Origin of the sequence: Streptomyces sp. NPDC005496, assembly GCF_042872045.1 — a bacterium.
Lineage (GTDB): Bacteria > Actinomycetota > Actinomycetes > Streptomycetales > Streptomycetaceae > Streptomyces.
This window is the reverse complement of sequence record NZ_JBIAJQ010000006.1, coordinates 258116-270678: the sequence shown is the minus strand read 5'-3', so window position 1 is coordinate 270678 and position 12563 is coordinate 258116. Positions and strand designations below refer to the sequence as shown.

9 protein-coding genes are annotated in these 12563 nt (G+C 69.6%); all 9 read right to left on the bottom strand.

Features of this window, described 5'->3' with window-relative positions:
* Positions 1-144 precede the first annotated feature (144 nt).
* Entirely contained in the window at positions 145-1149 is a 1005-nt protein-coding gene (locus ACFYQQ_RS20340) for a MerR family transcriptional regulator (RefSeq protein WP_355791779.1), read from the bottom strand.
* Between the two features lie 3 nt (positions 1150-1152).
* Positions 1153-1824: a HEAT repeat domain-containing protein gene (locus ACFYQQ_RS20335; protein WP_355791782.1), complete on the bottom strand. Its 672-nt coding sequence runs from the start codon at positions 1822-1824 to the stop codon at positions 1153-1155.
* A gap of 156 nt (positions 1825-1980) precedes the next feature.
* Complete coding sequence (locus ACFYQQ_RS20330) at positions 1981-2460, bottom strand: MarR family winged helix-turn-helix transcriptional regulator (RefSeq protein ID WP_355791785.1); 480 nt, start codon at positions 2458-2460, stop codon at positions 1981-1983.
* A gap of 9 nt (positions 2461-2469) precedes the next feature.
* Complete coding sequence (locus ACFYQQ_RS20325) at positions 2470-3555, bottom strand: alkene reductase (RefSeq protein ID WP_355791788.1); 1086 nt, start codon at positions 3553-3555, stop codon at positions 2470-2472.
* 156 nt (positions 3556-3711) lie between these two features.
* Positions 3712-4626: an NADP-dependent oxidoreductase gene (locus tag ACFYQQ_RS20320; RefSeq protein ID WP_388904920.1), complete on the bottom strand. Its 915-nt coding sequence runs from the start codon at positions 4624-4626 to the stop codon at positions 3712-3714.
* Between the two features lie 436 nt (positions 4627-5062).
* Complete coding sequence (locus ACFYQQ_RS20315; protein ID WP_356170436.1) at positions 5063-6226, bottom strand: HTTM domain-containing protein; 1164 nt, start codon at positions 6224-6226, stop codon at positions 5063-5065.
* Complete coding sequence (locus tag ACFYQQ_RS20310) at positions 6216-6776, bottom strand: DUF5819 family protein (protein WP_356170549.1); 561 nt, start codon at positions 6774-6776, stop codon at positions 6216-6218. The genes ACFYQQ_RS20315 and ACFYQQ_RS20310 overlap by 11 nt, the downstream gene beginning before the upstream one ends.
* Positions 6777-7105: 329 nt before the next feature.
* A complete protein-coding gene (locus tag ACFYQQ_RS20305) occupies positions 7106-8368 on the bottom strand; it encodes an ice-binding family protein (RefSeq protein WP_388904919.1) in 1263 nt (420 codons plus the stop codon).
* A 1070-nt stretch (positions 8369-9438) separates the two neighbouring features.
* A complete protein-coding gene (gene rph, locus ACFYQQ_RS20300) occupies positions 9439-12042 on the bottom strand; it encodes a rifamycin-inactivating phosphotransferase (protein WP_356170428.1) in 2604 nt (867 codons plus the stop codon).
* Positions 12043-12563 lie beyond the last annotated feature (521 nt).

The window sequence follows — 12563 nt, the reverse complement described above, 5'->3', positions numbered from 1 at the left end:
GACGACCGAGCGAGGCCGACCGGCAGTGCGCGAGGTTCCTCGACATCGGATACGCGGCGTCCAGGTCACCGGTCGTGTCGGCCCCCGCGTCCGTTCAACGCACCGGGCGGGGGCGGGCTCGGCTCGGGTTCCTCACGCGTGCGATCACCGTGTCCCTCGTAGCCGAAGCAGATACGTCGCGGTCAGTGCCACGGCGCGGTCCGCGTCATGCGACAGCTCTTCGAGAGCACGTGATGCCCTCGTACCGGGGATGTCCGCAAGCGCCTGGGCCAGACGGGCGCGTGCGGGCGCCTCCGTGGCTTCCCCGGCGAGGCGGTCGACGAGCCCGGCCGCGATCCGGGCGGCCGTCGCGGTGTCACCGGCCAGCGCGCCCAGTGCGTCGGCCGCGTCGACGTCGTTCCGTCCCTCCACGATCATGTCGATGAGGGTGGGGATCGCGTCGGCCACGCCTCGTGTCCCGAGCGCCAGCGCGGCCTGGCTGCGGACCGCCGCGTCCGAGTCAGTCAGGGCGTCCCGGAGTCGGGCGGTCGCCTCGGCGTCGGGCATCTCGGCCAGGGACCGCACCGCCCGTTCCCGTACCTCGGCAACGGGCGAGCGGAGCCCCTTCGCCAGCAAGGCCGTACCGCCCTCTCCCGCTCGCGCCAGCGCCCACCTGAGAGCTCCGGCGACGTTCGGCTCCGTCTCGCTCAGCACCGCCTCGACCAGGGCTTCCACCGGCACCGCGACCTCCTCGACCGAGGAGAGGGCAGCGCGCTGGCGTGCGTCGGCACTCGTCGACCCCAGGGCGCGGAGCAGCGCGACGACCTGCAGGACGTCCTCCCAGCCGCCGGGCTCAGCTGCGTCGATGCGCTGCAGTCGCGTGAGCAACTCGGTCTCGACGGCGATGCGTTCACGGGTCTGACGGATCAGGTCGTCGACCAGGCCCGACGGGGTGAAGGTGGGATCGTCCAGGGCACGTCCGATCTCACGCAAGGACATCCCCAACGACCGCAGGCTCTCGACCTGGAAGATCCGCTGGACGTCTTCCGCCGAGTACTCCCGGTAGCCGGAGCCCGTACGGCCCGAAGGACTCACCAGGCCCAGCGACTCGTAGTGCCTGAGCATGCGGGCACTGACCCCGGACCGTCGCGCCACCTCACCGATCAACACGCTCTATCCTCCCTCCGGGCCTGACACGCCCAGGGCCACGACGCGCTTCGCCTCCTCGATGGCGAACTCGAAGCCGGCGTCCGGGTCGCGCAGCAGCCGCTGTGTGGCGAGTGCGTGCGCACGTACTCCCGGGTCAGGGTCCGTCGCAGCGGCGCGCAGACCCGGCACGATGACGTTCCCCAGCGCGACCAGAGCGCGGCTCAGGCTCAGCTGGGTCTCCCGCTCGCCGCGCCCGAGCTGCGTCGCCAGCGTCGTGGCCAGGGCGGACTCCTCACCTTCGGGCACCAGCGCGACCGCGGTGCGCCAGGCGGTCCGCGCCACCTCGTCGTCGGCGTCGGTCAGCAGCGCGCTCGTGATCGCAGACCAGGCCTGCCGATCTTTGATCTTGGACAACGTGTGCAGTGCCTGGCTCCGGGCCTGCGGGTGCTCCGAGTGGACCTCCCGAAGCAGCCCCGGAAGCGTCCTGGACGTGGGATGGCGGGTGAGCGCCCAGGTGAGCATGTCGCGGACGAAGAACTCGGGCTCGGTCGCGGATCGCTCGATCAGCTTGTCGACGAAGCGCGGGTCGGGCGCCGTACCCGCCGCCAGTGCGGCCCGTAGCCGCACGGACGAACGGCCGTCCTCCAACGCCCGGAGCAGGTCGGTCGCATCGGTGTCCTGCCTCGTGGTCGTCATCGAGACCACCTCCTCGCCGCCCAGTGAAGGCCTTGCCACGGTGTCAAGGTCAACCGCGACCGGTCCCTCCCGGGTACGGGATCGCCAGGACCGCACCGGCGGTACCCATCACGAGGGAGCTACAGCCCAACCACCCCGCCCGTAACCCACAATGCGTCACTCGCTCGACGGAGCCCCGCGGCCGCGCATTCTGATCGACCGCTCGATCGCGGATGCCGTTCTGGTGAAGCTCTCGATCTGTTCCGGTGTCAGATCTCCCACCGAGAGCTCCTCCAGGGCGCGCCACATGTCGGCGATGGGCTCACGCAGGGCGCGTCCGGCGTCGGTGAGCCGGACCACCATCACGCGCCGGTCGTGTTCGGCCGGTTCCCGCGTGAGGAGTCCGGCGTCCTGCATGCGGCGCAGCGACTTGGAGACGGTGGAGTGGTCGAGTCCGACGCTCTCCAGGAGTTCGGACTGGGTCTGGCCGTCGCGGTCGAAGAGCTGCATCAGGAGCAGTTCCTGCCCCGGGTGGAGATTCATCGTGCGGAGCATCGCGGCGGCGTGGCCGCGGTGGACGCGGGCGAGCTGGAAGACGGCGTAACTGAGACGTCCGTCGCGGGCCGTGCTCGGAGGCATGGAAACGGGTTCGGTCATCGCTTCTCCTCAAGCGCCCCCGCGGGTGGGGTAGTCGGTGTAGCCGGTCTCGCCGCCGCTGTAGAAGGTGGTGGGGTCGGGGCTGTTCAGCGGCGCTCCGGAGCGTACCCGCTCGACCAGGTCGGGGTTGGCCAGCGTCAGCGCTCCGACGGAGACGATGTCGGCCCGGCCGTCGGTGACGTCCCTGGCGCGTGCGGCCAGGTCGGCGCCGGCACGGTTCAGCATGAGCGCTCCCGGCCACAGAGCCCGGAGGGTGTCCAGGAACTGGTCGTCGCCGGTGTGGAGCAGGTGCAGGTAGGCCAGGTTCAGCGGCGCGAGGGCGCTCAGCAGCGCCGGGTACAGCTCGTGCGTGTCGCCCTCACGGATGTCGTTGTACGGGTTGCCGGGAGATAGGCGGATGCCGGTGCGGGCGGCGCCGATCTCGGCGGCGACGGCCTCGGCGACCTCGACGGCGAAGCGTATGCGGTTCTCGACCGGGCCCCCATAGCGGTCGGTGCGCTCATTGGCATGGCCGGACAGGAACTGGTGGACGAGGTAGCCGTTGGCGCCGTGGATCTCCACCCCGTCGGCGCCGGCCGCGACGGCTCCTGCGGCGGCGCGGCGGAAGTCGTCGACCGTCGCTTCGACTTCGTGGGTGGAAAGTGCTCGGGGCTGCGGCATCTCCCGTGGTCCGGACGCCGTGAACATCTCGCCCAGGGGGCGGATCGCGGAGGGCGCCACCGGCTGGCGGCCGTGCGGGGTGTTGTCGGGGTGCGCGATCCGCCCGACGTGCATCAACTGCACGACGATGCGCCCGCCGGCGGCGTGCACGGCGTCGGTGACCTTGCGCCATCCGGCCACCTGCTCCGCGGAGTGGACGCCCGGGGTGAGCAGGTATCCCTGCCCGTCGGGCGAGGGCTGGGTGCCCTCGGTGATGATGAGCGCGTTGGAGGCGCGCTGGGCGTAGTACTGGGCGTTCAGCTCGGTCGGCACGCCCTCGGGGGTGGACCGGCCGCGCGTCATCGGCGCCATCACCAGCCGGTGCGGCAGCCGGATGTCACCGGCGACGGTCGGTTCCCACAAGACGTTCAGGTCGGTGGCTACGGGGTTGGGCATGGCTTTCTCCAAGGGCAGAGGTGGTTGCGGTGATGCGCGACGACCGCGCAGGCGTACGTACCGGTCGAAGGCGGCGGTACACAGTTGTGCGGTGGCCCGGCGGCGCCTGGGCGCGGGCCGGGCCTCGCAGGGCGAGGGGCGCAGCGCGTACGGCCGTCAGTCGACGGTGAGGACGAGCTTCCCGCGGCCGTGACCGGCGTCGCTGACCCGCTGCGCCTCGGCGGCGTCGGCAAGGCGATAGGTGGCGCCGACGGTGGTCACCAGATCGCCGTCGGCGGCCTGCCGGGCGAGTTCGGCCAGCCGGTCGGCCGATCGGCGCTGCGGACCCTCGGCGAAGACGACACCGAGTTCACGAGCGCGGAAGTCGGCGGTGGTGACGACCCGGTCGGTGCCACCGCGCAGGGTGATGGAGTCCTCCAGCGCACCCTTGCCCGCGGCGTCGAACACGGCGTCCACGCCGTTCGGGGCGAGTGCGCGGACCCGCTCCACCAGTCCCTCCCCGTAGACCAGCGCGGTGGCGCCGAGGGAGGTCACGTACTCCTGGTTGGCCGGGCCCGCGGTGCCGATGACGTGGGCGCCGCGTGCGACGGCGAGCTGGACGGCGATGGTGCCGAGCGCGCCGGAGGCGCCGTGGATCAACAGGGTCTCGCCGGCCTTGACGTCGAGGAGATCCAGGACCCGCTCGGCGCCGTCGCTCGCCACCGGCAACGCGGCGGCGTGCGTCCAGTCCAGGGCGGCCGGCTTGGGGGCGAGGACGGTCGCGGCGGCCAGTGCGTACTGGGCGTAGGCGCCGGTGTCGGACCAGCCGAGCACCTCGTCGCCCACCTTCAGTCGGTCGACGCCTTCGCCGAGGGCGTCCACGACTCCGGCGATCTCCCCGCCGGGGACGGCGGGCAGCGTGGTGGGGAAGATCGCCTCCATGATCCCGGAGCGGATCTTCCCGTCGACCGGGTTGACGCCCACGGCCCGGACACGGACGCCGACCTGGCCGGGGCCGGGCTCGGGGATCTCGGTCTCCGCCTCGTGCAGGACCTCGGTGCCGCCGAACGTGTCGAAAACGATGGCCTTCATGACTGGTGTCTCCTTGGGCTGAGTGGACCCTCGACCGCCTTATGTGGCCGACCACATAAAAAGTAGCACGCCTTATGTGGCTAGCCAAGTAATATCGTGGAGTGGCTGGTCAGCCGGGCAACAGACCTGTAGACACGGGCCTCGTAGAGCCGTGGGCGGCTACTCGACGCACACCGCAAGGCTCGCGCGACGGCGGCCACGGCGAGCACGGCGAGCCGAGTGCGGGACAGCCGATCCTGCGGCATCCGGGCTGCGGCAGATCGGATCCACTTGGCCAGGTGATCGGCGAACCGGTCACCTTTGGTTCCAAGATCAGGCGCAGGCCGCACCGGAGGCCGGTCACGGGGCCGTCGGCACCGGGCGCAAGCCGGAGCGGAACGGCCCGACCTGCGCCTCGGTGCGGCCGCCGACAGGACCACTCAGTGCGGCAGGAGCCTCAGACGTCGGCCGCGGCCGGACAGCGGTCTGCCTGCTTCGGGACCGCTCCGGCGCGTGCGGGAAGGGACGGCTGGGCGGCTCCGGACTGTCGCCTCGCCCTACGGTAAACGTCCCGTGCGGCGACGTAGAAGCGGTCGGGCAGGAACACGGCGTCCGCGATGATCATCGCGCCCGAGAACAGCGGTAGCCCCATGAGCACCGCGATTCCGATGTGCATGCCCAACAGCGCCGTGAGCACCGGGTATTTGAGCCTGCCGAACAGCGCGAACGGAAACGCGACCTGGAGCAGGACGGTCAGGTATCCGGCCACCGCGATGGCGGCTCGATGCCCGTCGGCCCAGTGGGACAGCGCGGGCCAGGGCTGAAAGAGTTCGAGGTTGAGAACGTAGTGCAGAGCGGTTCCGGCGCCCCAAGTGCCGCCCTGCACTTTGTACAGGCCGGCCGCACCGTAGAGGAGGCAGACCTGGAGGCCCATCACGACGAGTCCGCTGTTGTGCACGACCGTGACCAACGTGGTTCGCGCTCCGCGGAGTTGCGGAGCGGTGTCAGGCCACCACCGGGCCCGCGCGCTCGTTGCGGGCCTGCGGCGGATCCTCCTCGCGTCCAGGGACCAGTGCCGTCCGCAGGCCGTGAAAACGAGGTAAATGGCCATCAGGAGAACGAGGTTGTCACCTCCGTCCGTCATGAAGATCGATCGCGCGTGGAACGAGGCGACGACGACGGCGAAGAGCACGGACATCGCTCGGGTGCGCCACCCCACCATGAACAGAGCGCAGATGGCGAGCGCCGACGTGTAGCAGAGTTCGAAGTAGAGAGGGCTGTCGGAGAGCGTGAGCACGCTGACCCAGCCGGTCTGGTCGAAAAGCTGCCGCGCGAGCGCCGGTGTCCAAGGTGAGCCCGGGCCCCAGATCACGTCGCGGTGGGGGAACTCGCGCAGAAGGAAAAGGAGATAGAGGAGGCCGTACCCGATGCGCAGGACGGATACCGCGTAGAGCGAGAGGGGCCGATCGGTGAGCAGCGTCCATGCGTGGCGGGCAGGGACGGCGAGTCGTCTCGCCAGGTCGGGGAGCGGACGCCCTGACGCCAGGACGGCGCGGCGTGAGTGCGGGGACGGCGGGGGCTCGTCCGGAGCGGCCTCGTGTCGAATCAGGTCACTTGCCATCGGAGGCTACCTTCCACCAGGGCAGAAGCCGTGTCTGGGCATCCGCGGAAGCGGCACGACGGTCTCGGCCCGCGGCGTCGGGAGCGGTGACAGGCTGGGTGACCACCCTGAGCTGGATCGATTCGAACGGCTTCCCGATCACGTCTGACATCCGGTCGGCGGCGATGTTGCGCAGGTACTGCTGCATCATCTCGGCTCTGTCCGAACGCGAGACGTCGTCGGCTCCGTGCAGTTCGACGTAGGACGTCCATGACCGGCGCAAAAGGTTCTGCGCCGTGTGACTGGGGAAGGCGTTGTGCCGGATGGCGGCTCTGTCCACCGCCGTCAGACTGATCCAGGGGCTCACTTGGACCGAACCGTTCCGGGTGGTGTGGGCAGTGCGCGCGAAAATCGTGCGGTTGACGGAGTCGGGGTCCGGGGCGAAGAGCCGCCAGTTCTGCTCGAAGAGTGGGTAGATCCATGCGTCCACCTGGGATCTGTAGCGCTGAGAGACGACGTTGGTGGGCGCCACGTGCAGAAACACGAGCGCGACGTGCGCCAGGGCCACCATCACGCAGAGAATCACGGCGGAGTTGAGGGCACCCCTCCCCGCACGTCTGCCCAAGCGGCGGGTCCCGCCTTCTCCCGTTGGTCCGCGCGGCACGTCCGCTGGTCGGGTCGCGTCGTCAGTGACCGACGTCGGGCCATGGGCCCGACTGCCTTCCCGTTCGTGCTCCGCTTCGAGTCCGCCCAGCACTGCCTGCCCTGTCCTTCTCGTCGTCTGCTCGTGGCCGTTCCGGGCCGGCCGATGAACCGATGGGGCCGGCACGCGGCGGGGGCCGGAAGGTTCCCCGCCGCACACCGTGTCAGTCGCGGGCGCGTGCGGCGCCCGCACTGGATTCAGTGGCTGCCCGACTTCTCCGGCTTCTCGCCGTAACCGCCGTGCTTCTCGGGCTTGCTGCCGTAGCCCTCGTCGTTGTGACCGTGCCCCGGCTTGTCGCCGTACCCGCCACCGGAGTCACCGCCGCCGTGGCCACCGCCGGTGTGACCGCCGTGCCCACCGCCGGTGTGACCGCCATGCCCACCGCCGGTGTGACCGCCATGCCCACCGCCGGTGTGACCGCCATGCCCACCGCCAGGTCCGCCACCGGTGGTGCCGCCGCCCGGCGTGCCGCCTGTGGTGCCGCCGGTGGTACCGCCGCCCGGCGTGCCGCCCGTGGTACCGCCAGTCACCACACCGCCGAGCAGGCCACCCAGCACACCGCCCGTACCGCCCCCGGTGGTACCGCCTGTCACAACGCCGCCCAGCAGGCCACCCAGCACGCCGCCGGTCGTTCCGGAGGTGGTCCCTGTCGTCGTGCCCGAGGTGGTCCCCGTGGTCGTGCCGGACGTGGTCCCCGTGGTCGTGCCGGACGTGGTCCCGCCCGTGCAGGTGGCGCGCGTGATCCTGTTGGTGTCCAACGTGACCGAGCCGTTGCGTGCCAGCGCCCGCCCGTCGATGCTCGCGCCGGTGTTGGCGCTGATCGACGTGAGAGCAAGGATGTTGCCGACGAACGTCGACTGCGTACCGAGCGTGGCCGAACTACCGATCTCCCAGAAGACGTTGCACGCCTGTGCCCCGTTGATGAGGGCGACCTCACTGGCGGACGCCGTCGTCAGACCCGAACCGACCTGGAAGACCCAGACCGCGTTGGGATCACCCTTGGCGTCGAGAGTGAGCGTGCCGGTGAGGCCTAGGGTCGAGGACGCCGTGTAGACGCCGGGCACCAGCGTCAGCCCTCCGGCGTCCGGCGGGAGGGCCCCGTCAGTGGCCTGGCCCGCGGCATTGTCGAAGGCCGCCACCAGGTCGGATTGGGCCTGCTGCGCGACGGCGTCCGCCGAATGCTGAACTCCGTTCACCAACCCTGGCGGGAATCCGCTGATCGCTGTTCCGGGACTGACGCCGACATCTCCCGTGATGACGGAGGGGCCGGTATTGGTGACCGATTGGCCTGCCAGCACCGCGAAGCTGTCGGCGGCGCCGAGCGGCACGGGAGTGGCGAGGGCGACTGCCTGCGAAGGCGCCACGGCCACCACCGCCGCTGCAACGGCCATGGTGAGAGCTGTCGTGAGCCACGGGGCGGAGGTGCGCCGTGGTGCTACCTCAGAAGTTCTGAGCTTCATCGGGAACCGATCTTCTGTGCGAGACGGCGGCTTCCGGGTCATACAAACGCCCCGGAAACCCTCAGTGATGCCGTCGGCGCATTACTCACAAACAATTGCGAAATGGGGGATATCGAGCGCGGGTCGCGCACTCATAAGCATCTACCGAGGCCGCAAGATCTTGAATCAAGAATCACCTGGCACCCACTCCCCATTTTCCCGAAGAAGAATGGTTTCCTCTTTCTGAAAATGATTAAGCGTAATGAGTATTATTTGCAGTTCAAAGTGATTCCATGGCCCGCGAGGCCGTATCTGGGCCCCGCGCCGTAAAGGGGAGCGTTGGCGGCTCACCTCTCGGACCACTCCTGGGGGGCCCACGGGGCGGTGCCGCTCGAGACCTGAGGCGAGCCGAAGTCGCGGACCCGGTTTCGCCGCGCGCTTTCCGCAAGGAAGCCACGCCAGCTGGAGCAGGCTCCGCTCGACAGCTGCGCGGGCGACCGGCGCAGCTCTCCACTCACCGGCTCCCCTACCTTGCCCGCCCCTGATTCGCCCCTCCCGGCACCTTCCCAATTTTTGATCTTGAGACGGGACGGATGATTCCATACGAACGACTCGATCAATTCTCGACTTCGCGGATAATGATCATTTGTCGGGCATGAAGTGTCGGGCCCGCGTGAACGGCTGAGGCGATCACCGCGGACTCTGAAAGTGTCTCGCGGATCGCGGAAGACTCGGCCTGCCGCCTGGAACACCTGCGGCGCCCGTGGCCGCGCGTACTCTGCGACCGCTTTCCCGGCAGCTCGCGAGTCGAACGATGACCGGACAGTCCCGCCGGCCGACTGAAGCACGGCGCCGTCCCCTTCCCGAGAGCTCGGCGAACGGGGGCTGATGGAACAGCGAGGACCGTTCGGAGACGTCACAGGCCGGTCGCAAGGGGATTGCGTACGGCCTCCCATTGGCCCCCGGTCCCCGCAGACGCGCAACAGGAGCAACCATCGCAGAAGCCGCCACGCCAACAAAGGACTTGGCCGGAGAGCGGCAACCTTCGCGGGCCGTCACGGCGAGGGACCGGGAGGCATCGCCCCGGTCGGTCAGGACAGGATCTCGATGTACCCGTCCGTTCCGTGTACGCGGATCCGTTGCCCGTCCTGGATCAGTCGGGTGGCCCGCTCCACGCCCACGACGGCCGGCAAGCCGTACTCCCGGGCGATCACCGCGCCATGGGTCATCAGACCACCGACCTCCGTCACCAGGCCTGCGATCCCGACGAACAGCGGCGACCAACTCGGGTCCGTATAAGCCGTGACCAGGATGTCCCCGACCTCGAGATCGGCCTGTGCCATGTCGAGGATGACGCGGGCCCGTCCCTCGACACTCCCGGCGGAGACCGGGAGGCCGATCAGGGCGCCGGCCGGCGCGTCGTCGCGTCGGTAGGCACCGTTGAGGGCCTCGCCGTCGGAGGTGAGCACCCGAGGCGGAGTGAGCGCGTGGTACGAACGGAACTCCTCCTTGCGCTGCTCGATGAGCCTGCCGTCCGCCTGGTGCGAGCGCACGACGTCGTGGAGTTCCTGGAACGTGAGGTAGAAGATGTCCTCCTTGCCGGCGAGGACACCGGCCTGCACCAGACGCTCCGCCTCCCCCAGCAAGGCCTGCTTGTAGACGAAGGTCCGGCTGATGATCCCGTACTTCGGGTACTCCCGGTAGCCGATGAAGGTGCGGACCCGGTCGATCATCTGCTTCGCCTCGTCGGCCTTCCGGTCGCCGTCCGGCAGGGCCCGCAGGCGGGACAGCACGTCCTGTTCCTTCTTCCGCGCTTCCTGTCGCCCGTGCTCGAAGCGCCGTGCGGCGGCGCCCGGTTCGAAGTTCCTGACGTTGTCGAGGATGACCGGCACGAGTGTGGAGGGGCGTTCGCGCCAGCGCGGCCTCGTGATGTCGATCTCGCCCACGCAGCGCATGCCGTACCGGTCGAGGTAGGCCTCGATGGCGTCGCGTGCCTCGGTTCCGCCCGGGAGTTCCACCAGCTCGTCCAGGAAGCCCTCGCCGTCGACGTCCCCCAGGAACGCGACGACCTCCGGGTGCGGGCGGATCACGTCCGCGACGTCGAGCAGCGCAAGTCCCATCTCCGACGTGATGTTGTCGGGGGCGGACAGCGTGAGGGTGTCGGCGGCGTTCTTCTCGCCCAGCCACTCCCCCAGCTTGTCGTTGAGCCACCACGTGGCCTGCATCCCCGCCATGATCACTTGGAAGCTCAGCGGATCGCCGAGTACACGCTTGTGCTCCTCGAAGGCCTCCAGCAGGAACTCGAACAGCGCAGGGCCGCTCTTCGCCGCGATGTCGCGTCGCAGTTCGGCGATGGACGCCTCGCTCCGCTCGATCAGCTTGGTGACGACGGCCGGATCGGTCTCGATCTCGATCGGGGCGGACGCGCTTCCGATCGGCGGTCCCCCGGGATCCGTGTCAGGGAGCGACGGGATGAAGTCGTCGCGCTCCAGTACGGTTTCCAGCGCGTCCCTGATCAGCGGATCGGATCTCCCCGCCACGTCCAGCATGCTGTCGCGGCTCGTCGGCGAGGCCAGACGGCGGGCCACGTCGACGAACAGTCTGCCGCCCGCGGTGTGCATCGGCACCATGGCCGTCAGCTGCCACATCGAGAGCCCGAGCGGCTTCATGGGATCGGTCATCATCTGCTGATGACCGACGGAGACGTAGACGTGATTCTCCTGGTCATCGCTTTCGGGGACGGGGAACAGCGTCGTGATGGGCCGGCTCTGGACGATGTGGAAGCCTTCGTCGTCCAGGCACCACTCGATGTCCTGCGGGCCACCGAATCGCGCCTCGATCCGCCGTCCGAGCCGCACGAGGTCGAGCACCTGCGCATCCGTCAGCGCCGGTTGCTCCTGCCGACGGGACTCGATCGTCACTTGCTGCGTGCCGCCGGACGGCAGGGCGTGCACGGCACGCTCCTTGGCGGCGATCGTCCTGGAGACGACCTCGCCGTGCCGCACCTTGTAGACGTCCGGATTGACCAGTCCGGAGACCAGGGCCTCGCCGAGGCCGAAGCCGGCGTCCACGGTGGCGGTCTTCCGGTTGCCGGTGACGGGGTCGGCCGTGAACAGGATGCCGGCCGCGTGCGGGAAGACCATCCGCTGTACGACCACGGCCATACGGACCGTACGGTCGTCGACGCCGTTCCGCCGGCGGTAGGTCACGGCCCGCTCGGTGAACAGCGAGGCCCAGCAACGGCTGACGTGCTGGAGGACCGCCGTCGGCCCCACCACGTTGAGGTACGTGTCCTGCTGGCCCGCGAAGGAGGCCGTCGGCAGGTCCTCCGCGGTCGCGCTGGACCGGACGGCGTAGGCGTCGTCCTCACCGTGCCGGGCGAGCGCCTGGGTGATCGCACGGGCGAGATCGTCCGGAAGAGCGATCTCCTCGATGGTCCGGCGGATCTCCGCACTGAGCGTGCGGATCGACTCCCTGTCGTCCGGGTCCACCCGCGCCAGCTGGTCCAGCCGGTCGTCGAGCGACGGCGTCTCGGCCATGATCCGGCGGAAGGCGTCCGTCGTCACGCAGAACCCGGCGGGCACGCGCACACCTTCGACACCCAGAAGTCCCCCCAGGTGCGCCGCTTTGCCTCCCACGACTGCGACCTGGGACTCGTCGATCTCCTGAAGATCGACCACGTACTGCTCGCTCACTGCGACACCTCCGCCGCGGCCGCGCTCCGCCGCATCGCACTCGCCGATCGCCTCACCGGCGTCTCCCTCTCCGTCGCACCTCGTGTCGGGCACGTCGTCGGCCCGGTCGGCCTTCCCTCCGACGAACCGGCCTGCCGCTCCGTCCGGCCGGGCGACGCACACCTCTGCGCCTCCGCCTCGACCGCCCTCCATCGCACCGCCAAACCCACTATCGGTTCGACTCCACCGCGTCCCCCGTACATCGACACCAACACGCGCACGCAGTGCCCCTCATTTCCGCAGGTTGTGGCCACGGCGGACGATTCTGCGCCACCCCCTGGGCCTTGCCGCAAGCCCCCCTGTGCGCTATAACTTGGGAGAGGCAAGGAGAGAACTCCTTGCCTTTCGTGTTTTCCGGCCGCCGCATCGACGGCTTCTCCCCGGCGCCGTGGCGTTGTCCCACCGCAGCCGGGCGTCAGCCCTAACGGCGTACCGCCGACATAATCAGACGCGAGCCGAGCGCCGCGCCGCCAGGACGGAAC

What these genes read in the sequence shown, in the direction of transcription:
- ACFYQQ_RS20335 (WP_355791782.1), bottom strand. Translation starts at nt 1,824, where the DNA reads ATGACGACCACGAGGCAGGACACCGATGCGACCGACCTGCTCCGGGCG.
- ACFYQQ_RS20330 (WP_355791785.1), bottom strand. Translation starts at nt 2,460, where the DNA reads ATGACCGAACCCGTTTCCATGCCTCCGAGCACGGCCCGCGACGGACGT.
- ACFYQQ_RS20325 (WP_355791788.1), bottom strand. Translation starts at nt 3,555, where the DNA reads ATGCCCAACCCCGTAGCCACCGACCTGAACGTCTTGTGGGAACCGACC.
- ACFYQQ_RS20320 (WP_388904920.1), bottom strand. Translation starts at nt 4,626, where the DNA reads ATGAAGGCCATCGTTTTCGACACGTTCGGCGGCACCGAGGTCCTGCAC.
- ACFYQQ_RS20315 (WP_356170436.1), bottom strand. Translation starts at nt 6,226, where the DNA reads ATGGCAAGTGACCTGATTCGACACGAGGCCGCTCCGGACGAGCCCCCG.
- ACFYQQ_RS20310 (WP_356170549.1), bottom strand. Translation starts at nt 6,776, where the DNA reads ATGGTGGCCCTGGCGCACGTCGCGCTCGTGTTTCTGCACGTGGCGCCC.
- ACFYQQ_RS20305 (WP_388904919.1), bottom strand. Translation starts at nt 8,368, where the DNA reads ATGAAGCTCAGAACTTCTGAGGTAGCACCACGGCGCACCTCCGCCCCG.